This window comes from Frigoribacterium sp. CFBP 13707 (assembly GCF_014842245.1).
In the GTDB taxonomy this organism is placed as follows: Bacteria; Actinomycetota; Actinomycetes; order Actinomycetales; family Microbacteriaceae; genus Frigoribacterium; species Frigoribacterium endophyticum.
Map to the genome: position 1 here is coordinate 73,079 of NZ_JACYVL010000007.1, position 23,732 is coordinate 96,810.

Genomic DNA, 23,732 nt, shown 5'->3' on the forward strand with positions numbered 1-23,732 from the left:
CGTGGGCGGTGCGCGGGGCCCCGTGACCACGAGGAGGCGCCGAGCGCCACCCCCGGTCGGCCCCGCTCCCGGCTCGGTACCGTCGAGGGCATGACCCTCGACCCCACCACAGGACAGTCGCTCCGCGAGTACATCGAGCAGCTCCGGCACGAGGGCTACCGCGTGTCGGGCGGCCACACCGTCGAGCCCGAGCTGATCGACCCGGCGGGCAACCCGGTCTACACCTGGCGCGAGGACTACCCGTACGACGAGCGCCTCGACCGGAGCGAGTACGAGCTGGAGAAGTACCGACTGCAGGTCGAGCTGCTCAAGTGCCAGAACTGGCTGGGGGAGACGGGCCGCAAGGCCGTCGTGCTCTTCGAGGGGCGCGACGCCGCCGGCAAGGGCGGCACGATCAAGCGCTTCACCGAGCACCTCAACCCCCGCACGGCGAGGGTCGTCGCGCTCAGCACGCCGAGCGAGCGGGAGAAGGGCCAGTGGTACTTCCAGCGCTACGTGGCCGCCCTGCCGACCTCCGGCGAGCTCGTCCTCTTCGACCGCAGCTGGTACAACCGGGCCGGCGTCGAGCGGGTGATGGGCTTCTGCACCGACGACGAGTACGAGACGTTCATGCAGCAGGCCCCCGTCTTCGAGAAGATGCTGGTCGACGCGGGCGTGCACGTCACGAAGTTCTGGTTCTCGGTGTCGCAGAAGGAGCAGCGCACGCGCTTCGCGATGCGGCAGCTCGACCCCGTGCGTCGCTGGAAGCTCTCGCCGATGGACCTCGAGTCGCTCGGCCGCTGGGACGACTACACCGCCGCGAAGGACGAGATGTTCCGCCGCACCGACAAGAAGCACGCGCCGTGGACGATCGTGCGGTCGAACGACAAGAAGCGGGCACGGCTGAACGCGATGCGGTTCTTCCTCGGCCAGTTCGACTACGACGGGCGCGACGGCGCCGTCGTCGGACAGCCCGACCCGCTGATCGTGATGCGGGGCAAGCGGTCCGGCGACGGCGACTGACGGGCGGGCGGAGGAGCCGGGGAGGCGCCCCCGCCCGCACCGGGACCCGTCCGGCCGGGCGGTCCGGCGGTCTGGTGACCTAGCGGCGCCAGCCGAGCAGCCCGGCGAGCGGGCGCTGCTGCTCCCCCTGCTGGGCGCCCATGACGAGCACGACGCCGGTCAGCACCGGGATGACGAACTGCAGCGCCTTCTGCTTCTTCTGCGCCGCGGCGAGGGTCTTGGAGGCGGTGGCGTCGGGCTCGGTGACGCCCTCCGCGCCCTGCTCCGCGTTCTTCGCCATGATGCCGCCCTCGATGCCCGACCACACGGTCGCGCCGACGGCGGCGAGGGTGACGACCGACTTCACGACCGTGTTGCGGCGCGACGACGGCTGGCCGCCGAGGCGGCTCTCGTTGCCGACGATCAGGCCGACCCCGCCGATGCCGTGGGCGATGATCGCGGCCCACTGCACGGGCGCCCACTTGGCCCAGCCGACCGACGAGAGGCGGAGGCGCTCGACGGGGTCCTTCGCCTCCGCCGTGCCGCCGTTGAGGCCGACGGCGCCCATGAGCGTGCCGCCGAACCAGGCGGCGGCGCCGAGGTCGTGCAGGCTGCGGACGAAGGTGTTGCGCTGAGACATGAGTTCTCCCCGAGGTCGATGGTGTGCGGTCCGGGGGACGGTAGGCCGCCTCCGCGGAGCCCGGAGGGCCTTGACGAACGGGCTCGGATGCGCTCCGCGCGGGCGACGGCTCAGCGGTCGACGGGCCGGTCGGCCTCCTCGGCGGCCCGACGCTCGCGGAACGCGACCATGTTCATCCGGTTGCCGCAGCGCACGCTGCAGAACCGCTTCGAGCCGTTGCGCGAGAGGTCGACCAGCAGCCCGTCGCAGTCGTCGGCCGCGCAGGGGCGCAGCCGCGCCGTCTCGTCCGACCGGACCACGTCGACGAGGGCGAGCACCGCCTCCACCAGGATCCTGTCGGCGAGCGGCGCGCTCTGCGGGGTGGCGTGCAGGTGCCAGTCGAGGTCGTCGTGGCGGACGAGCCGGGGCACCGCGTGCAGGCGCTCGAGCAGCTCGTTGACCGGGCCGACCATCTCGTCGCGGGGCAGCAGCCAGAGCTCACGGAGGCGCGTGCGGGCCCGCCGCACCGCCTCGAGCTCGGCCTCGTCGCGGTCGCGCCGCCCCGAGAAGCCGAAGGTCGTCATGAGCGCGTCCAGCTGGGCGGGCGTCGCGAGCTCGTCTCCGCCGGAGCGCGACGCCCCGGCCGTCGTGTTGACCAGGGCCGCGTTGAAGTCGAGGACGTCTTCCGTGTCAGGGGCGAAAAGCAATTTGACTCCTTGTCGTCTCCCGCTCTAACGTCAGGATCAACAGGCCGAACGGCCCTGACTGGAGGGTACCCCGTGTCTCGTCGCCATCTCTCGACCGGCCTGCTCGTCGCGGTCGTGGCCGCCGCCTCCTTCGGGGTCTCCGGGCCCTTCGTGAAGCCGCTGCTCGAGGGCGGCTGGAGCCCCGTCGCCGCGGTCGCCCTGCGTGCCCTGGTCGGCGGCGTCGTGCTGGCGCCGTTCGCGCTCGTCGCCCTGCGGGGCCGCCTCGCCCCGGTCTGGCGCGCGCGACGACGGGTGCTCGGCATGGCCGTGATCGGGGTCGCCGGCACGCAGGTGTTCTACTTCGCCGCCATCCAGCACATCCCCGTCGGCACGGCGATCCTGCTCGAGTACATGGCGCCCCTGCTGCTCGTCGCCGTCGCGTGGGTCGCCACCCGGCGACGGCCCGCCGCCGTCGTGCTCGTCGGGTCGGCCGTCGCGGCGGCCGGCCTGCTGCTCGTCGTCTCGCCCGGCGGCGGGGGAGCGCTCGACCCCGTCGGCATCGCCCTCGGCGTCGCGGCGATGGTCTGCTGCGCCGGGTACTTCGTCATCGCGGCCCTGCCCTCCGACGGCCTGCCGCCCGTGGCGCTGGCCGCCTCGGGGCTGCTCGTCGGCTCGGCGCTGCTCGGCCTGCTGGGGCTCACCGGCCTCGTGCCCTTCACCGCCACGGCGGACGACGTCGTCGTGCTCGGCAGCACGGTGCCCTGGTGGGTGCCGATGCTCGTCGTCGGCCTCGTCGCGACCAGCCTCGCCTACGCGACGAGCATCACGGCCAGCTCGATGCTGGGTTCGCGCCTCGCCTCGTTCGTCGGCCTGCTCGAGGTGGCGGCGGCGGCGATCTGGGCATGGGTGCTGCTCGACGAGCAGCTCACCGCGCTGCAGCTCGTCGGCGGGGCGCTGATCGTGGCGGGCATCGTCGCCGTGCGGGCCGACACGAGCGCCGAGCGGGACGAGTCGGCGGGCGTGCTCGTCGCGGCGGGTGTAGAGGAGCCGGAGCGCTCGGCGCCGTCCCCCACCTGACCGTCCGTCGTGCATCTGGCCCTCGTCGGGCAGGCCTCCCTAGCGTCGAGGGAGAAGTCGGGGAGGCGCAGCAGCGCCGAGCCGACGACCACCCCATCGATCAAGGAGCACACCATGGCACAGGCCATCGAGACCGTCGACGTCAGCGTCCCCGTCTCCGTCGCGTACGACCAGTGGACCCAGTTCGAGGAGTTCCCCAAGTTCCTCGACGAGGTCGAGTCCATCACGCAGACCACCCCCACCCTCACGGTGTGGAAGGTCAAGGTCGGCCCCGTCGAGAAGACGTTCGAGGCGGAGATCACCGAGCAGCACCCCGACGAGCGCGTCGCCTGGAACAGCACGGGCGGCGAGGTCGACCACGCCGGCGTCGTGACCTTCCACAAGCTCAGCGACTCCGAGACCCGCATCACGGTGCAGATCGACTGGACGCCCGAGGGCTTCCTGGAGAAGGTCGGCTCGTCGCTCGGCCAGGACAACCGCGCGATCAAGAAGGACCTCCAGAACTTCAAGGAGTACATCGAGTCGCAGGGCCAGGCCGACGGCGCCTGGCGCGGTGACGTCCAGGCCTGATCAGGCCGGGCTCACCCCCGCACTCCCCGAGACGCCTCGCGGCGGACGACCACGGTCGCCCGCTGCGGGGCGTCTCGTCGTCGTCGGGGCAGCGGGGCGGGCCGCCGGGCGTCAGCCGATCGGGGCGGCGGCCGGGGGCGCGAGGCGCAGGCGCTCCTCGCGGGCGGTGTCCCAGACGGCGGGGGCGACGTCGTCGTCGCGGTACGACGGGCGGCGCGGGGCGTGGGCCGGGGCGGTCGCGGCGTCGGGGGCGGCGAGCTCGGGCGTCTGCGGGGCGACAGGCGTGGTCATGCGGTTCTCCTGGGTGTCACGGCGGGGTGCGTCAGACGATGGTGCGTCACGGAGCCCTCCGCGTGCTGCCCCCAGTAGGAGGCGGGAGGCGCGTCCGGCCCCGCCCCCGGGCGTCCGTCGTCGACGAGCGATCGTACCCCGTTCCCAGCGTGCTCGGAGACACGGCCGCGCCTCGCTCGGGTCTTCGGCCCGCGCCTCCCGGGCCGGCGCCGGACGTCGCGCGGGCCGGCCCGGAGGCGCCGTCGCTCAGCCGCGGGCGAGCTGCGGGTAGAGCACCTCCAGCGGCGCCGACAGGGCGGCCTTCACCTGGCGCGAGGTCTCGTCGGCGAGCACCTCGTGCTCACCGGCCTCGAGGGCGTCGAGCACGTCGGCCACGAGCACGGCGGGGTCGGTCTTCGCGTCGTCGACGCCGGCGGCCATCGCCGTGTCGACGTAGCCGACGTGCACGCCGACGACCTGCACGCCCGCGGGCTGCAGCTCGAGGCGGAGCGAGTTCGTCGCCGACCAGAGCGCGGCCTTCGTCGCCGAGTAGATGCCGGCGACCGCGAACCAGGAGAGGGCGGAGTGGATGTCGATGATCGCCGTGCCGCCGCCGTGGGCGCGGAGCAGGGGCGCGTAGGCGCGGGCCAGGAAGAGGGGGCCGAAGAAGTTCGTCTCGACGTTCTCGCGGATCTCGGCGTCGGTGTTCGCGAGGATGCCCGGCTCGGGGGCGTTCGCCCCGGCGTTGTTGACGAGCACCGTGACGTCGGGGGCCGCCTCGACGACGGCGGCGATCGACGCGGCGTCGGTGACGTCGAGGGTGAGCGGCACGACGCGCTCGTCGCTCCAGCTGCGCGGGGTGCGGGCCGTGGCGTAGACCTTCGCGGCGCCCCGGGCGAGGGCGGCCTCGACGAAGCGGGTGCCGATGCCGCCGTTGGCGCCGGTGACGAGGACGACGGAGTCGCGGATGGTGGTCATGGGGTTCCTTCCAGGGGGTCGGGGCGGTGCGGTCGCGTCGCCCCGGGCGGGTCGTCGTCGCTCGTGAGTGGGATGATGCGGTGCGCGTACCCGATCGCCAGCGACTGACCCTCGTCACAACTGAGCAGAGTCAGTTCTCATTCCAGGAGTTCCCATGTCGTCGACATCCGCCCCGCTCGGCCGTCGAGAGCGCAACAAGCAGGAGAAGCTCGAGCGCATCACCCGGGCCGCGTCCGACCTGTTCTCGCGGCACGGCGTCGACGAGGTCACCACGCAGCAGGTCGCCGAGGCCGCCGACGTCGGCGCGGGCACGCTCTTCCTCTACGCGCGCTCGAAGGGCGAGCTGCTGCTGCTGGCGCAGAACGCGGCCTACGAGCGCGCGCTCGAGCGGGGCCTCGCCGCGGCGGCCGGCGAGGCGGCGCTCGTCGACGCGGTGGTCGCCCTCGTCACGCCGATCGTCGAGTGCAACCGCAGCCACGTCGAGAACGGCCGCACCTACCTGCGCGAGATGGTCTTCGGCGACGCCGCCGAGCCGCACCACGCGGCGGCGCTCGCGATCGTGGCCAGGACGGAGGAGGCGCTGGCCGACATCGTCGCCGACCGTGCCGGTCGGAGCCCCGAGGAGGCCGCCGTGCTCGCCCGCGTCGTCTCGGCCGTGCTGATGGTCGCGATGGCCTCCGCGGTCGACGAGTCGCTCGAGGTGCCCGAGATCGTGGCGGCGCTGAGGGCCCAGCTGGAGGTCGTGCTCCGGGGCGAGTGACGGGCGGGGCGCGGGGACGCGGGGCGTCCGTGTCGGTGCACAGCGTGCAACTCGTCGGGCTGGCGTCACCCGGGCGACGCCGCGGCGACACCGGCCGTTCACCCTGCCCGACTGCACTGTGACGGTCCCCCGATCAGGGGGTGACGACCTCCCTCCGCACCACCGATCACCTGGAGCTGGACCACACGATGTCATCCACCACCCGCCGCACCCGCGCGGCCCTCGCCACGGGAGCGATGGCGCTCGCCGCCTCCGTGGCCCTCCTCCCCGGAGCCGCGTTCGCGGCGACCCCCGCCGACGTCGCCGAGAACGGCGGCGCCGCCCGCAGCTCCGACGACAGCACGCAGGCCCTGCTCGACTCCGTGCAGGCCGGCCCCGCGAAGAACGTCATCCTGCTCATCGGCGACGGCATGGGCGACTCCGAGATCACCTCGGCCCGCAACTACCAGTACGGCGCCGGCGGCGAGCTGCCCGGCATCGACGCGCTGCCCCTCACCGGCCAGTACACGACCTACTCGCTGACGAAGGCGGGCAAGCCCGACTACGTGCCCGACTCCGCCGCCACCGGCTCGGCCTGGGCCACCGGCACCAAGACGTACGACAACGCCGTCTCGGTCGACATCGCGGGCACCCCGCAGGACACCCTGGTCGAGATCGCCAAGGCCAACGGCAAGAAGACCGGCAACGTGTCGACCGCCGAGATCCAGGACGCGACGCCGGCCGTGCAGGCCGCCCACGTCGCCGCCCGCAGCTGCTACGGCCCCGACTCGGTGACCCAGTGCGGCGCCGACGCCCTCGACCAGGGCGGGCTCGGCTCGATCAGCGAGCAGATCATCGGCACGCGCGCCGACCTCACCCTGGGCGGCGGCTCGGCGTCGTTCCGCCAGACCGCCCGTGCGGGCCAGTACCAGGGCGAGTCGCTCTTCGACCAGGCCGCCGACCGCGGCTACCAGGTCGTCGGCGACGCCGCCGGCCTCGGTGCCCTGACGGCGGCCGACCAGGCCTCGCCGGTGCTCGGCACCTTCACCGACGGCAACTTCCCGACCCGCTTCGCGCCCAGCACGGCGACGGTCGGCGGCGCCGACCTCGCGCCCCAGGCGTGCACGCCGAACCCCGCCCGTCTGTCGACGGACCTCTCGCTCCGCTCGCTGACCGAGAAGTCGATCGACCTGCTCGACGGCGACCAGGGCTTCTTCCTCCAGGTCGAGGGCGCCTCCATCGACAAGCGCGACCACAGCGCCGACGCCTGCGGCCAGATCGGCGAGGTGCTCGACCTCGACGAGGCCGTGCAGGCCGCGCTCGAGTTCGCGAAGGCCGACGGGAACACGATGGTCATCGTCACCGCCGACCACGCGCACACCAGCCAGATCGTCGACAGCACGCCCCCCGCGACCCTCAGCACCGCGCTCCTCACCACCGAGGGCAGCACGATGAAGATCGCCTACGGCACCGCCGCGGCCGGCGGCTCGCAGCAGCACACGGGCACGCAGCTCCGCGTCGCGGGCTACGGCCCCGGCGCCGCGAACGTCGTCGGCCTGATCGACCAGACCGACAACTTCTTCACCATCGTGAACGCGCTCGAGCTCGACCGTGACCTCGACGGCCTGAGCCGCGACGGCACCATCTCGGCCCCTGCCGAGGTCGCCCCCGGCACCGACTTCACCGTCACCGCCTCGGGCGTCGAGGGCGACCGCCAGGTCTCCGGGGTCTACACCCCGGCGTCGGGCGACCCCGTCGACCTGGGGTACGTCGACGTCGTCGACGGCGTCGCGACCTTCACCGTCACGGCCCCGACCGCCCTCGGCGCCGGCTCGGTGACGCTGATCGGCGTGCAGTCTGGCGTCGAGCTCCGTGCTGACGTGCTGGTCGCGGCGGGTGCGCCCACCCCGGCCCCCTCGGCCTCGCCGACCCCCGCCGCCGTCCCCGGCGGCTCGGGCACGGGCGCCGGCGGCGCCGGCACGACGGCCTCGGGCTCCGGCCCGCTGGCCTTCACCGGCTCCGACATGGTCCCCGCGCTGCTCCTCGCGCTCTTGCTCGCGGGCACCGGTGCGGTGCTGGTCGCGCGTCGTCGCCGCCGCTCCGTGCTCGACCACTCCGGCGCCCAGCTGTAGCGGACGGGCCGGGCGACCGGCAGACCACAGGAGGCGCGGTGCCCGACGGCACCGCGCCTCCCGTCGTCCTGCCCCGGGCCTCGCCGCCTCAGCCGACGCCGCCCGCGAAGGTGGCGGGGTCGACGGGGCGCCGGGCACGGGGGAGCCCCTCGACGACGAGGAGGTACGACTCGGTGACGAGGTCGTCGAGCAGGTCGGCCTGCACGTCGTCGCCGGGCCGGACGGTGATCCAGTGCCGCTTGTTCATGTGCCAGCCGGGCGACACGTCGTCGTGCTGCGCACAGAGCGCGGTGGCGTCGTCGGGCGCGGCCTTGACCGTCACGACGGGCTGGCCGGCGACCTCGGCCATGAGCAGGAAGACCTTGCCGCGCACCTTCCAGACCTCCCAGTCGGGGCCGAAGGGGTGCTCGAGGCCGGCGCCCGGCAGCTCTTCTGCGCGGGCGGCGGCGCGCTCCTGCAGCGAGTCGGCGTGCATGTCTCCTCCGGGGGTCGGGGGGCGGGGGCGGCGGCCGCGCGGGCGGAACGACGAGCACGAGCCTACGACGACGTCCGTGACGCAGCCCTACCCCGCGGAGCGCCTTATGTCCAGAACTACCTGGGCCGGTCACGCTCCGGCATCGTGAGGGAGTCTCGGCCGGGGTTCAGGTGGCCGAGGCGTGCTCTCGCCGGTCGGGCCCGGGGGAGCGGCGGCAGGGCCCCGTTCGGGTCGGGTCCCTGCCGCCACGTCCCGTCGAGACCGCTAGCCTGATCCCCTGAGGAGAGCCGAGCGGGCGCGTCACCGACGTGGCCACGCCGCCGAGGGCGGCACCGCTGAACGGGCTGGCGCAGTGCGGGGTGCCCCGCACGGACACACCCCACCGCAGCCCGGACCCCGCTGCCCAGCACGGTCCGTGCGCCTCATCAACGGAGCACCCCATGGGTTACATCGTCTACGACGGTGAGCAGCTCGAGTTCAAGGTCGAGGACCGCCTCCTCGCCCACCTCCAGATCGTCATCGTCAACAAGTTCCGCGCGGGCGAGTCGTTCGTCTTCTCCTGGAAGGAGCCGATCGAGACCGGCGACGGCCGGTCGACCGTCTGGCTCGCGCCCACCATCGGGCTGCGGTTCAAGTTCGCCGGCAGTCGAGCGATCGACATCAACCCGACATGGCTCGACGCGCTCTACGCCGGCGCCGCCTCCGGCCGGGGCCTGCGCCCGGAGCCCGAGCCCGAGCTCGACCCGAGCACGACGCTGCCGGGGTCGGCGGGCGCCCAGGTCGACTGGGCCAGCGACCGCCCGGAGCCCCCGAGGACACGCCGGGCACGGCCGCCCGTCGGGTAGCACCGTCGCTCGACGAGGTGCCGGGGAGGCGTCAGCAGTCGCGGCCCTGCGTCGTCATCGACGTCCCGCACCGGTGGCAGCGCCAGCGCACGACGTGGATGCCGTGCGGCACGACGCGGCCGCTCATCGTGCGGGGGCCGCCGCACGACGGGCAGTCGCGCGAGGGCAGCTCCCGGGCGCGGGTGGGGCCCGGGGCCGTGGTCGACGTGATGTGGTCCGTGGTGCTCATGCGCGCCTCCTCCGCCCTCGGGGGCGTCCTCGTCGACGCACCGGTGGGCTGATGTGGACGCTACGCCGACGAGCCTGACCGTCGTGGGGGGTTGCCGGAGGGGCGGTGCGCGAGGTAGGGCGCGCACGCCGAGAGCCCCGGAGGTCGTGACCTCCGGGGCTCTCGGGCGCCCGTGCGGGCGGGTGGTGCAGGGTGCCGTCGGCTCAGTCGGCGTCGACGACCACGGTCGTGATGACCGGGGTGCGGCGGTGGCGGCGGAGGAACCAGCGGCTCAGGCCGTCCTCGATGGCCTGCTCGGCGGCTTCGCCGTCGATCTTGCCGCGGGCCGTGGCCTGCTGCAGCGCCTTCTCGGCGACGTCCTCGGCCTGCTTCTCCCAGCCGGCGGCCTCGACGAAGCCGCGGGGGATGAACTCGACCGGGTCCACGAGCTTCTGGGCGCCCTCGTCGAAGATGCCGAGCACGGTGATGTGGCCCTCCTCGGCGAGCGAGAGGCGGTCCTTCAGGGCGTCCTCGGTCGCGACGCCGATCGTGGCGCCGTCGACGAAGACGTAGGGCGCCGGGATGCGGCCGGCGATGCTGGCGCGGCCACGGTCGAGGTCGACCACGACGCCGTCCTCGACGACGAGCACGCGGTCCTCCGGCACGCCGGTCGCGATGGCGAGGTCGGCGTTGGCCGTGAGGTGGCGCCACTCGCCGTGCACGGGCAGCACGTTCTTCGGCTTGACGATGTTGTAGCAGTAGGTGAGCTCGCCGGCGCTGGCGTGGCCGGAGACGTGCACCTTCGCGTTGCCCTTGTGGACGACCGTCGCGCCCCAGCGGATCAGGCCGTTGATGACGCCGTAGATGGCGTTCTCGTTGCCGGGGATCAGCGAGCTGGCGAGCAGGATGGTGTCGCCCTCGCCGACCTTGATGATGTGCTCGCGGTTGGCCATGCGCGACAGCGCCGCCATCGGCTCGCCCTGCGAGCCGGTGCAGATGAGCACGATCTTCTTGTCGGGCATCTTGCTGAGCTGCTTGAGGTCGACGACGAGCCCCTGCGGGATGTTCAGGTAGCCGAGGTCGGACGCGATGCCCATGTTGCGCACCATCGAGCGGCCGACGAAGGCGACCTTGCGGCCGTGCTTGTGGGCGGTGTCGAGCACCTGCTGGATGCGGTGCACGTGGCTGGCGAAGCTCGAGACGACGATGCGCTTGGGCGCCTCGCGGAAGACGCGGTCGATCGCGGCGCCGAGGTCCTTCTCGGCGGTCGTGAAGCCGGGCACCTCGGCGTTGGTCGAGTCGGTCATGAACAGGTCGACGCCCTCGTCGCCCAGGCGAGCGAAGTGGTTGAGGTCGGTGATGCGCTTGTCCATCGGGAACTGGTCCATCTTGAAGTCGCCCGTGTGCAGGACGAGCCCGGCGCTCGTGCGGAGCGCGACGGCCAGGCCGTCGGGGATGGAGTGGTTCACGGCCACGAACTCGAGGTCGAACGGGCCGGCCTGGTGGTGGTCGCCCGCGGCGACCTCGTGGGTGATCGGCGTGATCTTGTGCTCCTGCAGCTTCGCCGTGATGAAGGCGAGCGTCAGCTTCGAGCCGACCAGGGGGATGTCGGGGCGCTCCTTGAGGAGGTAGGGCACGCCTCCGATGTGGTCCTCGTGGCCGTGCGTCAGCACGATCGCCTCGACGTCCTTCAGGCGGTCGCGCAGCGCCGTGAAGTCGGGCAGGATCACGTCGATGCCGGGCTGGGTCTCTTCGGGGAAGAGCACGCCGCAGTCGACGACGACGAGCTTGCCCTTGTGCTCGAAGAGGGTCATGTTGCGGCCGACGTCGCCGAGGCCGCCCATCGGGGTGACGCGGAGCGCGCCGCGCTTCAGGGGCTGGGGCTTCTTGAGGTCGAGCTCGTGCTTGATCGTGGACATCGGTCTTCTTCCGTCGGAGGGGTGTCGCTGAGCGGAGCACGCGGTCGAGCGGGCCTCGCGGTCGGGAGCCGGCACGTTCTGCCGGTCTCCCTGATGTCGTGGAGGGCGTGGTCGCAGGCCGTGGAGGCAGGGCGACGACGCCGTGTGGTGCGGGCCGTGGGCGGCTCCCGTGAGGAGACCGGCACGGCCGTGAGGTGCAGGGCGGGTGTCGTGCGGAGGCCCGGTCGTGACCGCGGCTCGCCGGCGAGACGGCGTCCTGCGGCCTCGTTCTCCCCTGAGCATGTCACGAGTGGGGCCCAAGTGGGAAAACGGGCGGCGTCGGCCGGCCGCGCCGGTCAGCGCGCGAGGCGCTCCATGTGCGCGGTCGTCTTCTCGGTGAGGAAGGCGCAGAGCCTAGCGACCGAGCCGACCTCCAGGGCCAGGGCGAGCACCTGGTCGGCGGTCGCCCGGGCGTCGCGCTCGCGGGCCTCGAAGGTGACCGTCCACTCGGGCGAGCCGCCGATCTCGCGACGGAGGAAGACCTCGGTGCCCGAGGTCTCGAGCCGCACGACGATGAGGGCGGTGTCGACCATCGACTCGTCCCACGAGGCGTCGACGGCCTGCGGCGACGAGGGGTGGGCCTGCTCGAGGGCGTGGAACTCACGGACCCAGCCGTCGAGCTCCTCCGAGGTCAGACGGGGCACGGGCTTCTCCTCGACGGTCGGGGCGGGGCCGCCGGGCGGGCGGACGACGACCATCCTGCCGTGTCCGGCCCGGGTCTGCCCGCTCCTCCGCGGCGCGCGTCGTCAGCGGCGACGGAAGAGGTCGGCGAAGGCCCCGGGGCCCGGAGCGAGTCGCACCGCCATCTCGTCGCGCACCCGCGCCTCCTGCTCCCGGTCACGGGTCAGCTCGGTGATCTCGGCCGTGGCTGCCCACCAGGTCGCGAGACGGGCGCCGAGCCCGTGGCGGACGGGCAGGGGGGAGGCGGCGGTGCGGGCGTCGCCGCAGCCGGGCTCAGCGGGGCGGTCGGGGACGCTCAGCACGGCGTGCCTCCTCAGGGGCTCTGGTCGGGTGGGCGGGGTCAGGGGTGACGGTCGCGGGGCCCTCGTCGGCGTCGACGGTGGCCGCCCAGCTGGCGAGCAGGCGGAGGCGCTCCTCCGTGGGCGAGCCCGGCTCGGCCGCGTAGACGAGCAGGTTCAGCCCCGGCTGGCCCATCGGCTCCATGGCCTCGTAGACCATCTCGAGGTCGCCCACGACCGGGTGCGTGAACCGCTTCTGGCCGGAGACGTGGTGGCGCACCTCGTGGGCTCCCCAGCGGACGCGGAACTCGTCGCTGCGGGTCGAGAGCTCGCCCACGAGGTCGTGCAGGGCGCGGTCGTGCGGGTCGCGGCCCGCCTCGGTGCGGAGGATGGCGACGTTGATGTCGGCCGCGACCGACCAGGAGGGGTAGAAGCGCTCGGCGAGGTCGCGGTGCAGGAAGACGAAGCGGGCGAGGTTCACCGGGCGCTCGGGCAGCGCGTAGAGGTCGCTGTAGAGGGCGCGGAAGAGCGCGTTCTCGGCGAGGACGTCCATCCGGCCGTTGCGCAGGAAGGCCGGGCCCGCCGTCACCGAGTCGAGGGTGAGCTGCATCGCCCGCGAGACCCGGCTCGGCGGCCGGGGGCGGCGCCGCGCCGCGAGGGGCGACTCCCGGGCGGCCCGCGCGAGGTCGGCGAGGTGCGCGCGCTCGGCGTCGTCGAGCAGGAGGGCCGTGCCGAGGGCGTCGAGGACGGCGGCGGAGGCGCCGCCGAGCCGGCCTCGCTCGAGGCGCGTGTAGTACTCGACGCTGACCCCGGCCAGCAGGGCGACCTCGCTGCGGCGGAGCCCGGGCACGCGACGGCCGGGGCCGCCCGGCAGCTCGACCTGCTCGGGCCGGACGCGCGCGCGCCGGCTGGTGAGGAAGTCGCGGATCTCGGTCTCCGTGCTCGTCGCGTCGATGTCCATGCCCACGACGGTACGACGGGACGGCCCCCGGGAGGGCGCCCTGTCAGGGCCCCTCTCCGCCGGCTGGCCGCTCCCGGAGCGGCCGGGGCCGAGCCCGTACCCCGGCTGCGAGTTCTGTCGGGGGTCGTCCGTACTGTCAAGGGGCTTGTACTTCCCTCTCGCGACCCAGTAGGAGAACCCATGACGTCGACCGAGACGCGCCCCCTCCCGGTGGCCTTCTGCCTGCACGCCCTCGGGTCGAGCGCGCGTGAGTTCGACGGGGTGGCCGAGCGGCTCCGCGGCGTGGTCGACGTCGTCGCCCTCGACCTCCCCGGCTTCGGCGACGCCGACACCCGCGACGGAGTCACCGTCGACGACATGGTGCGGCTCGTGACCCGGCGCATCCGCGAGAGCGGCGCCTCGCGCTGGTTCCTGGTGGGCCACAGCATGGGCGGCAAGATCGCCTCGATCGTCGCGTCGCGCACCCTGGCCGGCAAGGGCGGGGTGTTCGGCCTCGCCGGCGTCGTGCTGCTCGCGGCCTCCCCGCCGTCGCCCGAGCCGATGGAGGAGGAGCGCCGGGAGGCGATGATCGGCTGGGTGACCGGCGGCGACGGCGAGGCCGTCGGCGGCGGCGCGGGCACGGGCGCCCTCGACGAGGCCGCCGCCCGCGAGTTCGTCGACGCCAACGTCGGTGCGCCCCTCGACCCCGCGGCCGACGCGGCCGCCGTCGCCGACGTGCGCCGCGCCTCCGGCGAGGCCTGGCAGGCCTGGCTCGAGCAGGGCAGCCGCGAAGACTGGTCGGCCGAGGTCGGCGTGCTCGACCTGCCGGCGCTGATCGTCGCGGGCGGCGCCGACGGCGACCTCGGCCCGGACGCCCAGCGGCGGGTCAACGGCCCCGTCTACGCGCGGGCCCGGCACCTCGTGCTCGACGGCGCCGGCCACCTGCTGCCCCTCGAGCGGCCCGACGAGGTGGCCGACGCGGTCGCGACCTTCTGGCGTGAGCAGGCCGGTGTGGGCCCGACGCCCTCGCCCGACTTCGTGGCCACCCTCGCCTCCGCACGCACGACCGCCAAGACGCGCGGCATCCTCGCGCGCCGCGCCGTGGCCGACGACACCGACTACCGCCCGGTCGTCCTCGACGACCAGCAGCTGACCACGCTCCGCACCCTGGCCGACCTGGTCGTGCCGCAGCGCGGCGCGGCCATCGACCTGGCGGCCCGCGTCGACGCGCAGCTCGCCCGCGGCGAGGGCGACGGCTGGCGCAACGCCGACCTGCCGAGTGACCCCGAGGCGTACCGCACAGGCCTCGACGCCCTGGTCGGCGTCACCGCGATGACCGCCGAGCAGCGGTCCGACCTCGTCACGGCCATCGTGGCCGGCGACCCCGACCCCGAGCTGGTGGCCCACGGCGACAGCGGCGGCGGCAGCTCGCACCACGGCGCCGACGGCGACGACGGGCCGCCTCGCGACGACGAGGCGCACCCGTTCACGGTCGCGCAGCTCACGGCCTGGTTCGAAGACGTCCGGGTCGACCTCGTCCGCCAGTGGCTCGCCCACCCGGCGACGATGGAGGAGATCGGCTTCGACGGCTTCGCCAACGGCGGCGACGGCCTCCGCATGCAAGGATTCCGGCGGCTCGCCGCCGGTGAACGAGAGGGCTGGGAGCCCCGGATGGAGGTGGTCCGATGAAGCTGGACGACATGACCAGGTACGCCGACGACGAGGTCGTCGACGCCGTGGTGATCGGCACGGGCGCGGGCGGAGCGCCGATCCTCGCCGAGCTGGCGGCGGCCGGGCTGCGGGTCGTGGCCCTCGAGGCCGGCTCGAACCTCGGCCCCGCCGACTACACGTCGGACGAGGCGGAGGCGGTGGTCATCAACTGGATGGACGAGCGCCTCAGCGGCGGCGAGACCCCCACGGCCTTCGGGCAGAACAACTCGGGCAAGGGCGTCGGCGGCTCGACCCTGCACTGGGGCGCCTTCACGCCGCGCCCCGACCCGCGCGACCTCACGCTGGGCTCGCTCACGGGCCAGGGCGTCGACTGGCCCGTCGACCACGACGAGCTGATCGGCTACGTCGAGCGGGTGGAGCGCTTCGTCGGGGTCTCCGGCCCCGCCGAGTACCCGTGGGACGCTTCGCGGTCGTACGAGCTCCCGCCGCCCGCGCGCAACGCGTCGAGCGACATGATGCTGCGCGGCTGCGAGGCCCTCGGCATCCGCGCGACGGACGCCCCGGCGGCGCTGGTCACCCGTGACTGGAGCCAGGAGGGCGGCGGCCTCCGCCAGGCCTGCGTGAACTGCGGCGGCTGCCACCAGGGCTGCCGCAACGGCGCCAAGGTCAGCATGGACACCACCTACCTGCCCAAGGCCGTCCGCGACGGCGCCGAGATCCGCGCCGACTCGGTCGTCACGGGCATCGAGCTGGACGACGCGGGCGAGGTCTCGGCGGTCGTCTACGTCCGCGACGGCGTCGAGCACCGCCAGCGCACGGCGGCCCTCTTCCTCTGCGCCGGCGGCGTCGAGACGCCCCGCCTCCTGCTCCACACGGGTCTCGCGAACAGCAGCGGCCAGGTCGGCAAGAACTTCATGGCGCACGGCGCCACGCAGGTCTGGGCCACGTTCGACGACGAGATGCGCGGCCACCGCGGCTACCCGTCGTCGATCATCTCGGAGGACTTCTACCGGCCCGAGGGCGCCGACTTCGTCGGCGGCTACCTCATCCAGAGCCTCGGCGTCATGCCTCTCACCCTCGCGACGACCCTCGCCCGCGGGGCGGGCCTCTGGGGCAGCGAGCTCGTCGACGCGATGCACTCGTACCGCTACATGGCGGGCGTGGGCATCAACGCGGAGTGCCTGCCGTACGAGCAGAACACCCTCGAGCTGACCGACGAGCTCGACGCCTTCGGCGTGCCCAAGGTCGTCGTGACCTTCACCCCCGGCGAGAACGAGAAGGCGCTCGACCGCCATGCCGTCCGCACCATGACGGCGATCGTCGAGGCCGCCGGCGGGCGCGACGTCCGGGTGCTGGCCCGCACCGCGCACACCATCGGCACCTGCCGCATGGGCACCGACCCCGCCGAGGCCGTCGTCGACGCCGAGGGGCGCAGCTTCGACGTGTCCAACCTGTGGGTCTGCGACAACTCGGTGTTCCCGAGCGCCGTCGTCGCGAACCCGGCGCTGACGATCATGGCGCTCGGCCTGCGCACGGCCGAGCGGTACCTCGCCTCGGTCGGCATCACCGCCTCCGCGACGGAGACGACGAGCCACGAGGTCGTCGCGGCCTAGCTGCAGCCGCGTCGAGGTGACTCGACCTGGCCCCTCCGCCGCGGCGAAGGCCCAGGACGAGTCACCTCGATGTCCGCGACGCGACGCGACGTGACGCCGCGCGCAGCGTCAGCGGCGCAGCCAGGCGTCGACGAGGAGATCGCCGCGGATCTCGCGCAGCCGGTCGAGCAGCAGCGGCACCGTCGTGCGCCCCAGGCCGCCGACCTGAAGGTCGTACGGCCCGAGCGCGGGCAGCTTGCCCGTCCGCACGCGCACCACCTCCCAGCCGACGCCGCGCAGGGCGCGGTCCTTCCGGCGGTCGGCGTCCTCGCGCTTCCCCACGTGCTCGAGCCCGTGCCGCCCGGTGCTGTCGTACTCGATCGCCACCCGCAGCTCGGGCAGCACGATGTCGGGCCAGGCCTCGACGTGGTCGAAGAACGGCTTGCCGAGCCGGACGGCGTTCTGCCCCGGCGTGAACTCCAGCCGCTCGGTGAGGTCGGCCCGCAGCTGGGCCTCGACGGCGGAGGCCGGGGGCGGTGCGCAGCTGCTGACGAACGCCTCGCCGGGCGGCAGGTCGGGCGTCGCGCGGCAGAGCCCGGGGGAGGCGCGGGGCACGCGGGACCGCACCGGTCGCCCGCCCGAGGCGCCCGCCGTCGACCGACGCTTCGCCCAGGTCGCCTCGAGCTCGCGGCCCCGGGTCGACCCTCCGCTCGGCTGCGCCACGGGCCCCGTGACGAGGGGGCTGTCACCCGGCAGGCGCACCGTCGCCGCCATGGGCAGGCTCGGCGTGCGGGGTCGGGCGAGCTCGGTGCAGTCGGGGCACCACGACGACCGTCGACGTTCGCGGCCCGGCCGCGACCGCTGCTCGTCGGGCGTCGCCACGACGAGGTGGCCGGCGTCGCAGAGCCAGGTGAGCCACACGTCGGCGGCGGGCGGGATCTGCGTCAGCACGACGCCGCCGTTGAACTCGGGCCGGTACTGCCGGATCAGCACGGGGAACGACGCCCACGCCTCGCGGAACCGCCCGACCTCGTAGGGCACGTCGGTGCCGCGCGACCACTGGCGTCGCGCCCACCACCTCGCGATCGGTTCCGGCACGGCGTCACGCTAGCCGCGGCGTCCGACACCGGCCCCGCACCGGCCGGGCTCAGCGCCCCAGGTGGGGCAGCACCGCCCGGATCGTGGTCAGCACGCCGCCCTCGGTGTTCGCGGGGGCCCCGTGGCGGGCGCGCTCGCGCACGAGCGGGTGGGCGTTCTCGACGGCGTACGACCAGCCGGCCGCCTCGACGAGCTCGAGGTCGTTGAGGTAGTCGCCGAAGGCCATCGTCTGCTCGCGGGTCACGCCGAGCTCACGCTGCAGCCGCTCGAGGGCGCGGCCCTTGTTCACGCCGCGGCGCATGACGTCGACCCAGTTCGCACCGGAGACGACGACGTCGACGTCGAGCCCCAGGGCCCGGACCGCCGGACCGGTGCGCTCCTCGGCGCGGCCGTGGTCGTAGACCGCGAGCTTCAGCACGTCGTCGTGCCGGGAGGCCTCGAGCACGTCGTCGACGACCTCGAGGGCCGCGTAGTAGCGCTGCACGTGCGAGACGAACTCGGGGTCGACCCGCTCGATGTACGCCGACCTGGCCCCGCAGACGACCAGCCCGGCGGCCGGCTGGGCGTCGCCCGCACCGCCGACGCCCGCCTCCCCGCGGGCCCAGGCCACGACCGGCTCGACGCTCTCCCGGTCGAGGGGCTCGATCGCGATCGTCACGCCCTCCCGCACGACGTTCGTGCCGTTCTCGGCGATGAAGACGAGGCCCGGACGCTCGCCGAACACCTCGACGAGCGTCTGGTACTGGCGCCCGCTCGCGGGGGCGAACAGGACGCCGGCCCGCTCGAGGTCGTCGAGCAGGGGCCAGAAGGCGTCGGGCACGTTCCCGTCGCCGTCGAGCAGGGTGCCGTCCATGTCGCTGGCCACGAGTCGGATGTCGGGGATGTCGTCGGTCACGGTCACCCACTCTGCCGCACCGGGGCGGGTGGCCGGCACCGCGCCTCCTCGGGGCCGGCGAGGGGCGCGCGGGGCCCGCCGCGCCTCGGGGACACCCCGTGCGCCCTGTGGACGAGCAGGCGGCGGCGCGCGGGCTGCACGGGTGAAAGCGCGGGTGGACAGGGGCGTCCACGCCCCCAGAGCCCGGAGAGCGGGGCCGGCCGTCGACAGACTGGAGGGGTGGTCCTCGACATCCTCGTCCTCGCGACGCTCCAGGAGGGGCCCCTGCACGGCTACGAGCTCAAGCGCCGTGTGGTGCGGCCGAGCTTCTCGACGGTCAGCAACAACTCGCTCTACCCGGCGCTCCGGCGCTTCGAGGAGAGCGGCGCGGTCACCGTCGCGGTCGAGCAGCAGGAGGGGCGCCCGGCCCGTCGCACCTACAGCCTCACCGAGGTGGGCCGCCGCCAGCTCGTCGAGCGCATCTCGACGCTGCCCGCCGAGAAGGCCGCGAACGACGAGGAGTTCGCCGTCCGCTTCGGCCTCTTCGACCAGGTCGGGCCGGAGGCGCGGGTCGCCGTGCTGCGCGAGCGCCTGTCCGCCGTCGAGCACAAGCTGGCGACCGCCCGCGAGCTCGTCGCCGCCCACGACGCGCACTCGCCCGCCAGCCACCGCGACCTCGCCGCGGCCCGCCTCGTGGCCGTCCTGGACGACGAGCGTCGGTGGACGGCGGAGCTCATCGCCGCCGAGGCCGGCCGGGCCGACCCGGACGCGCGGGGCACGGAGAGCGGAGCCCCCGCCGTCGCCAGGCTCCTCGGCTAGTCCCTGGTAGACTAGGTGACCGTGGGCATCGTCCACAGGGCGCCTTCGGGTGGCGCCCGAGAGGAACGGTCATTCGGGTCTGTTCCTCTCCGCTCCTCCATGCCACGTCGGGTGTGCATGGAGGGGCGTCTCCGTCTGTGCTGAAGAGCTCTGGGCCGCCGCCGACTGCGTGGCCGACCGGGCCGTGGCCGGCAGCCGCAGCTCGAAGCGCGCGCCGCCGAGCCCCGGGTCGGCACCGCCGAGCCCCGGGTCGGCACCGCCGCCCGCGGCCCGCGGCAGGCACACCACGTCGCCTCCGTGCGCCCGGGCGATCGCGCGCGCGATGGGCAGCCCGAGCCCCGACCCGCCGTCGCCGCGCGCCCGGGCCTCGTCGAGGCGCACCAGCCGATCGAAGACGCGCTCGCGGTCGGCGTCGTCCACGCCCCGACCGTCGTCGTCGACCCGCACGATCACCTCGGCCGTGTCGTCGACCCCGCGGCTCACCACCGAGACCCGCACCGACGACCTCGCGTGGCGCACGGCGTTGTCGAGGAGGTTGCCGACGACCTGCCCGAGCCGGTCGGGGTCGCCGGCCACCGGCGGCACCGGCCCGTCCGTCACGACCTCGACGGCCACGTCGCCGCCGCGCACCCGCTGACGCTCGGCCGCCCCGCGCGCCACCTCGGCCACGTCGAGGGGGCGGGGGTCGAGCGCGAGACCCTCGTCGAGCCGGGCCATCAGCAGCATGTCGCCGATCAGCCGACCGGCCCGCAGCGACTCCCGCACCACGTGCACCGTGAGGCGCTCCCGCTCGTCGTCGTCCAGCTGCGCCCGCACGAGCGTGTCGGCGGCGGCCTGGATGCCGGCGACCGGGGTGCGCAGCTCGTGGGCCGCGTCCGACACGAACGACCGCAGCCGCGCCTCCGCGGCCAGCGCCGCCCCCTCGGCCCGCTCCAGGTCGTCGAGCATCTCGTCGAAGGCGGCCGCCGTGCGCCCCAGCTCGGTGGTCGGGCGTGTGGGCCGCAGGCGACGACCGCGGTCGCCGCCGGAGATGGAGCGGGCGACGGCCGTCATGCGCTCGAGGGGCCGGAGCGTCCGTCGCACGACCAGCACGAGCGCTCCCGCCGCGAGCAGCAGGAACGCCGCCGACGCCCCGAGCAGCACCCCGCGCAGGGTGGCGAGCGTGTCGTCGATCGAGCTGGTGCCCGCGGTCAGCGCCAGCTCGGTGCCGTCGCTGAGCACGGCCTCGTAGCGGATGAGGTCGCCGTCGTCGACGACCGAGCTCGACGTCACCGACACCGTCGCGTCGCCGCTGGTGGGTTCCGTGCTGGTGGGGTCGGGCGGCGTCGTGCCCCCGGAGCCGGTCGTCCCGCCGGTCGCGCTGCCGGAGTCGCGGGGCCCGCCCGCCGGGCCCGGCAGCTCCCCGAGGGGGTCGGCTCCCGGCCCCGCCCTCAGGTCGTCGGGGCTCGGCCCGGCCGTCACCGCGCCTCCGTCCGGGCTGGTGACGACGACGGAGACGCCCTGCGCCGACAGTCGGTCGGCGAGGTCGTCGTCGTCGACCGTGCCGACGAGCGCGGCGGCCGCGGCGGCGCGGTCGCCGAGGCGCTCGACGACCTGGGCACGGAGGCGGTCGCCGACGAGGGCCTGGACGGTGAGCGCGAGGGCGAGCAGCAGGACGGCGAGCAGGGCGGTCACGGCGACGACCGTCCGGGTCCGCAGCGAGCCGGTGCGGAGCGGGGCCCCGGGTGCGGGCGCGGGCGCGGTCCCCGACGCCGGCCGTGCCCGCGAGCGGGTCGGCGTCACGCGCTCACCTGGTAGCCGAGGCCTCGGACGGTGTGGACGAGCCGCGGGCCGTGCGCCTCCATCTTCTTGCGCAGGGCGCTGAGGTGCACCTCGACGAGGTTGGGGTCGACGTGGTCGTAGCCCCAGACCTGCGTGAGGATCTGGGTCTTCGACAGGGTGCGGCCCCGGCTCGCCGCGAGGTGGGCCAGCAGGCGGAACTCGGTGGCCGTCAGGTCGAGGTCGTGCCCGCCCCGCCGCGCGAGGCCGGCGTCGGGGTCGACGACGAGGTCGTCGATCTCGATGACGGCGGCGATCCGGCCGCGGCGGCGCAGGACGGCCGTCACGCGGGCGACGAGCTCGGCGACCACGAACGGCTTGACGACGTAGTCGTCGACGCCCTCGCCGAAGCCCCGCAGCCGGTCGTCGACGCCGTCGCGCGCGGTCATCATGATCACGCCGGCGTCGCTCGCCCGCCGCACGCGCTCGGCGAGCACGATGCCGCTCGGCCCCGGCAGCATCCAGTCGAGCACGACGAGGTCGGGCACGAAGGTGCGGAGCTCGTCGGCCAGCTGCTCGCCCGACACCAGGCCGCGGACGGCGAACCTCTCGGCGGCGAGGGCGGAGACGACGGAGGCGCGGATCGCGTCGTCGTCGTCGACGACGAGCACGCGGGCGGGAGGCAGCATCCCTCGACCGTAGGCGGGCCGTCCATGGGCGAGCAGCCGGTCACCTGGGCGAACGCTGTTCTTAAGCACCGCTTCAGGACCGCTGATGAACCTGGTGGAGAACCGGTCGAGAGGCCCCGCCCCGAGGGCCCGCCGGACGAGGAGACGACATGAGCCACGACGACACCCCCACCCAGCCCCTCCAGCCCGTGCCCGGCGACGGCCGCGCCGACGCCGGCCCCGGCAGCTCGCTCCGCCGGCGCCGCCCCCGCCTCGTGATCGGGCTCGCCGTCGGCGCGCTCGGCGTCGCGGCGCTCGGGTCGACGGCGGCGTTCGCGGCGGGCCCCGGCTCGTCCGGCTCCGGGTCGACGAGCGCCACCTCGGCGGCCACGTCGTCGCCGAGCACGGGCTCGGCGACGCCGACCGCACCGTCGACGACCGGCCCCGACCAGGGCGGGTCGGCGACGGGCGACGAGGCCGGGGGCGACGCGACGGGAGCGCCCACGCCGCCCGCGCCTCCGGCCGGGGACGAGGCCGACGCCGACGAGCCGACCCCGCCCGCGCCGGGGGAGTGCGGCCCCGGTGCGACCGGCGGGCCCGGAGCCGGCCCGGCCGGTGCCGACGGTGCCGACGGGCCCGCCGGGCCGCTCGGCGAGGGCCGGCCCACGCCGCCCGCGCCGCCGACCGACGGCTCGACGCCCCCGGTGCCCGGTGACGGCTCGGCGCCCACGCCGCCGACCGCTCCGACGGATGCGCCCGAGGCGCCGGCCGACGACTCGTCGACGGGCAGCTGAGCAGGCGGGACCCGGCCGAGCGTCGGGTCCTGCCTGCTGACGCCGCCACGACCAGGAAGTGCGGTCCAGATCCGCTGATCCACTCCGGAGTGGATCAGCGGATCGATGTCCACTCCGCGGCGCGTGCGGTCGCTCCACTCTGGAGTGGAGCGAGGGTCCTGGCATGGCGCGCGTGCGTGGCGGGCTGATCCACTCCGGAGTGGATCAGCGATCCTGGACGGCGTTCTCCCGGCGCTCCGCCCCCGGCGCCCCGGCGCCCCGGCGCCCCGGCGCCCCGGCGCCCCGGCGCCCCGGTGCCCGGTCGGCACGACGGCACCGCGCACCGCCGGTAAGCTCGCGCCCATGGTGACCGTCGTGATCCCGTGGCGTCCGCAGCCCAGTCGTGTGCCGGCCTTCGAGACCGTCGTCGCCTGGTGGCGGCGTGCCCTGCCCGACGCCGAGATCGTCCCCGTCGACACCGACGACGAGCTCTTCAACCTCGCACGCTGCCGCAACGTGGGCGTCTCCCGCGTGGCCGCCGACGAGGTCGCCGTCATCGCCGACGCCGACACCCTGCCCCAGCTCGAGCCCCTGCTCGCCGCGGTCGCCGCGGCCCGCACCTCCGGCCGCGTGCACCTGCCCTACACGGCCTACCACTGGCTCGGGGCGACGGGCAGCGCCCAGTTCGCCGCCGGCACCCCGCTCGAGGAGTGCGACCACGAGCTCGTCCGCGGCGCCTGCTCCGGCGTCTACGTGACGACCCCCGCCACCTGGCGCAGCCACGGCGGGCAGGACGAGCGCTTCCGCGGCTGGGGCTTCGAGGACGCCGCCTGGTACCTCGCCCACGAGACCCTGCTCGGCGAGGCCCCCGTGCGCCACGAGGGCACCGTCTTCGCGCTGCACCACCAGGCGGAGTCGCGCGAGGGCCCCCAGTACGACGCCAACGCCGCGCTGATGCAGGCCTACCGCGAGGCCGCCGTCGACGAGGCCACGATGCGCGCCTTCCTGCAGGTCCCCGCCGCCTGAGGCCCGCCCCAGCGCG

Annotated in this window: 25 protein-coding genes; 11 read left to right on the forward strand and 14 right to left on the reverse strand. The window is 74.6% G+C overall.

Annotated features, from left to right (window positions below):
- Positions 1-90: 90 nt before the first annotated feature.
- A complete protein-coding gene (gene ppk2 / locus IFT45_RS12605; RefSeq protein WP_185234307.1) occupies positions 91-1,002 on the forward strand; it encodes a polyphosphate kinase 2 in 912 nt (303 codons plus the stop codon).
- A gap of 79 nt (positions 1,003-1,081) precedes the next feature.
- Here the strand turns inward: ppk2 and IFT45_RS12610 are convergent, their stop codons facing one another.
- Both IFT45_RS12610 and IFT45_RS12615 read right to left on the reverse strand, forming a co-directional pair.
- On the reverse strand, positions 1,082-1,621 hold the full coding sequence (locus IFT45_RS12610; RefSeq protein WP_192128518.1) for a hypothetical protein: 540 nt from the start codon (positions 1,619-1,621) through the stop codon (positions 1,082-1,084).
- Between the two features lie 110 nt (positions 1,622-1,731).
- The gene (locus tag IFT45_RS12615) at positions 1,732-2,307 is read right to left on the reverse strand and encodes a CGNR zinc finger domain-containing protein (RefSeq protein WP_082514186.1); all 576 of its coding nucleotides are present in this window, start codon (positions 2,305-2,307) and stop codon (positions 1,732-1,734) included.
- A 72-nt stretch (positions 2,308-2,379) separates the two neighbouring features.
- Here IFT45_RS12615 and IFT45_RS12620 point away from each other — a divergent pair, with 72 nt between their 5' ends.
- Positions 2,380-3,363: an EamA family transporter gene (locus IFT45_RS12620; RefSeq protein WP_192128520.1), complete on the forward strand. Its 984-nt coding sequence runs from the start codon at positions 2,380-2,382 to the stop codon at positions 3,361-3,363.
- 114 nt (positions 3,364-3,477) lie between these two features.
- Complete coding sequence (locus IFT45_RS12625) at positions 3,478-3,933, forward strand: SRPBCC family protein (protein WP_185231368.1); 456 nt, start codon at positions 3,478-3,480, stop codon at positions 3,931-3,933.
- Positions 3,934-4,044: 111 nt separating this feature from the next.
- Here the strand turns inward: IFT45_RS12625 and IFT45_RS12630 are convergent, their stop codons facing one another.
- Both IFT45_RS12630 and IFT45_RS12635 read right to left on the reverse strand, forming a co-directional pair.
- On the reverse strand, positions 4,045-4,224 hold the full coding sequence (locus IFT45_RS12630) for a hypothetical protein (RefSeq protein ID WP_056052278.1): 180 nt from the start codon (positions 4,222-4,224) through the stop codon (positions 4,045-4,047).
- A gap of 246 nt (positions 4,225-4,470) precedes the next feature.
- Positions 4,471-5,181 carry an SDR family oxidoreductase gene (locus IFT45_RS12635; RefSeq protein ID WP_192046662.1) on the reverse strand — a complete coding sequence of 237 codons (711 nt, stop codon included), beginning with the start codon at positions 5,179-5,181 and terminating at the stop codon, positions 4,471-4,473.
- A gap of 154 nt (positions 5,182-5,335) precedes the next feature.
- On the opposite strand from IFT45_RS12635, the gene IFT45_RS12640 reads away from it, so the two are divergent.
- Complete coding sequence (locus tag IFT45_RS12640; RefSeq protein WP_056052284.1) at positions 5,336-5,941, forward strand: TetR/AcrR family transcriptional regulator; 606 nt, start codon at positions 5,336-5,338, stop codon at positions 5,939-5,941.
- Positions 5,942-6,129: 188 nt separating this feature from the next.
- Positions 6,130-8,052 carry an alkaline phosphatase gene (gene phoA, locus IFT45_RS12645; protein WP_192128522.1) on the forward strand — a complete coding sequence of 641 codons (1,923 nt, stop codon included), beginning with the start codon at positions 6,130-6,132 and terminating at the stop codon, positions 8,050-8,052.
- Positions 8,053-8,140: 88 nt separating this feature from the next.
- On the opposite strand, the gene IFT45_RS12650 is transcribed toward phoA, so the two are convergent.
- Positions 8,141-8,527, reverse strand: a complete 387-nt coding sequence (locus IFT45_RS12650; protein WP_056052287.1) for an MmcQ/YjbR family DNA-binding protein — start codon at positions 8,525-8,527, stop codon at positions 8,141-8,143.
- Positions 8,528-8,967: 440 nt separating this feature from the next.
- Between IFT45_RS12650 and IFT45_RS12655 the strand changes: the two genes are divergently transcribed.
- Positions 8,968-9,372: an ATP-dependent DNA ligase gene (locus IFT45_RS12655; protein WP_185231378.1), complete on the forward strand. Its 405-nt coding sequence runs from the start codon at positions 8,968-8,970 to the stop codon at positions 9,370-9,372.
- A 31-nt stretch (positions 9,373-9,403) separates the two neighbouring features.
- Here the strand turns inward: IFT45_RS12655 and IFT45_RS12660 are convergent, their stop codons facing one another.
- The 5 genes from IFT45_RS12660 to IFT45_RS12680 all read right to left on the reverse strand — a co-directional run bounded on the left by IFT45_RS12660 (position 9,404) and on the right by IFT45_RS12680 (position 13,458).
- Entirely contained in the window at positions 9,404-9,601 is a 198-nt protein-coding gene (locus IFT45_RS12660) for a hypothetical protein (RefSeq protein WP_192128524.1), read from the reverse strand.
- Positions 9,602-9,804: 203 nt separating this feature from the next.
- Entirely contained in the window at positions 9,805-11,499 is a 1,695-nt protein-coding gene (locus IFT45_RS12665; protein ID WP_056052293.1) for a ribonuclease J, read from the reverse strand.
- Between the two features lie 335 nt (positions 11,500-11,834).
- Positions 11,835-12,182: a hypothetical protein gene (locus IFT45_RS12670; protein WP_156369877.1), complete on the reverse strand. Its 348-nt coding sequence runs from the start codon at positions 12,180-12,182 to the stop codon at positions 11,835-11,837.
- Between the two features lie 102 nt (positions 12,183-12,284).
- Positions 12,285-12,521 carry a hypothetical protein gene (locus IFT45_RS12675; protein ID WP_192128526.1) on the reverse strand — a complete coding sequence of 79 codons (237 nt, stop codon included), beginning with the start codon at positions 12,519-12,521 and terminating at the stop codon, positions 12,285-12,287.
- Positions 12,493-13,458, reverse strand: a complete 966-nt coding sequence (locus IFT45_RS12680) for a helix-turn-helix transcriptional regulator (RefSeq protein ID WP_056052302.1) — start codon at positions 13,456-13,458, stop codon at positions 12,493-12,495. The genes IFT45_RS12675 and IFT45_RS12680 overlap by 29 nt, the downstream gene beginning before the upstream one ends.
- A gap of 180 nt (positions 13,459-13,638) precedes the next feature.
- Between IFT45_RS12680 and IFT45_RS12685 the strand changes: the two genes are divergently transcribed.
- Both IFT45_RS12685 and IFT45_RS12690 read left to right on the forward strand, forming a co-directional pair.
- Complete coding sequence (locus IFT45_RS12685; RefSeq protein ID WP_192128527.1) at positions 13,639-15,126, forward strand: alpha/beta fold hydrolase; 1,488 nt, start codon at positions 13,639-13,641, stop codon at positions 15,124-15,126.
- Between the two features lie 11 nt (positions 15,127-15,137).
- The gene (locus tag IFT45_RS12690) at positions 15,138-16,721 is read left to right on the forward strand and encodes a GMC family oxidoreductase (RefSeq protein WP_244637983.1); all 1,584 of its coding nucleotides are present in this window, start codon (positions 15,138-15,140) and stop codon (positions 16,719-16,721) included.
- Between the two features lie 108 nt (positions 16,722-16,829).
- Here IFT45_RS12690 and IFT45_RS12695 read toward each other — a convergent pair whose 3' ends face one another.
- Both IFT45_RS12695 and IFT45_RS12700 read right to left on the reverse strand, forming a co-directional pair.
- Positions 16,830-17,798 carry a hypothetical protein gene (locus IFT45_RS12695; protein WP_192128531.1) on the reverse strand — a complete coding sequence of 323 codons (969 nt, stop codon included), beginning with the start codon at positions 17,796-17,798 and terminating at the stop codon, positions 16,830-16,832.
- A 49-nt stretch (positions 17,799-17,847) separates the two neighbouring features.
- Complete coding sequence (locus IFT45_RS12700; RefSeq protein ID WP_371811001.1) at positions 17,848-18,693, reverse strand: Cof-type HAD-IIB family hydrolase; 846 nt, start codon at positions 18,691-18,693, stop codon at positions 17,848-17,850.
- Positions 18,694-18,912: 219 nt separating this feature from the next.
- Between IFT45_RS12700 and IFT45_RS12705 the strand changes: the two genes are divergently transcribed.
- A complete protein-coding gene (locus IFT45_RS12705; RefSeq protein WP_192128533.1) occupies positions 18,913-19,491 on the forward strand; it encodes a PadR family transcriptional regulator in 579 nt (192 codons plus the stop codon).
- Positions 19,492-19,560: 69 nt separating this feature from the next.
- On the opposite strand, the gene IFT45_RS12710 is transcribed toward IFT45_RS12705, so the two are convergent.
- Positions 19,561-21,273: an ATP-binding protein gene (locus IFT45_RS12710; protein ID WP_192128535.1), complete on the reverse strand. Its 1,713-nt coding sequence runs from the start codon at positions 21,271-21,273 to the stop codon at positions 19,561-19,563.
- Complete coding sequence (locus IFT45_RS12715) at positions 21,270-21,938, reverse strand: response regulator transcription factor (protein WP_056052315.1); 669 nt, start codon at positions 21,936-21,938, stop codon at positions 21,270-21,272. The genes IFT45_RS12710 and IFT45_RS12715 overlap by 4 nt, the downstream gene beginning before the upstream one ends.
- Before the next feature lie 149 nt (positions 21,939-22,087).
- Between IFT45_RS12715 and IFT45_RS12720 the strand changes: the two genes are divergently transcribed.
- Both IFT45_RS12720 and IFT45_RS12725 read left to right on the forward strand, forming a co-directional pair.
- Positions 22,088-22,711, forward strand: coding sequence for a hypothetical protein (locus tag IFT45_RS12720; RefSeq protein WP_192128538.1), 624 nt, complete (start codon positions 22,088-22,090; stop codon positions 22,709-22,711).
- Between the two features lie 342 nt (positions 22,712-23,053).
- Complete coding sequence (locus IFT45_RS12725) at positions 23,054-23,716, forward strand: hypothetical protein (RefSeq protein WP_192046674.1); 663 nt, start codon at positions 23,054-23,056, stop codon at positions 23,714-23,716.
- Positions 23,717-23,732: the final 16 nt, after the last annotated feature.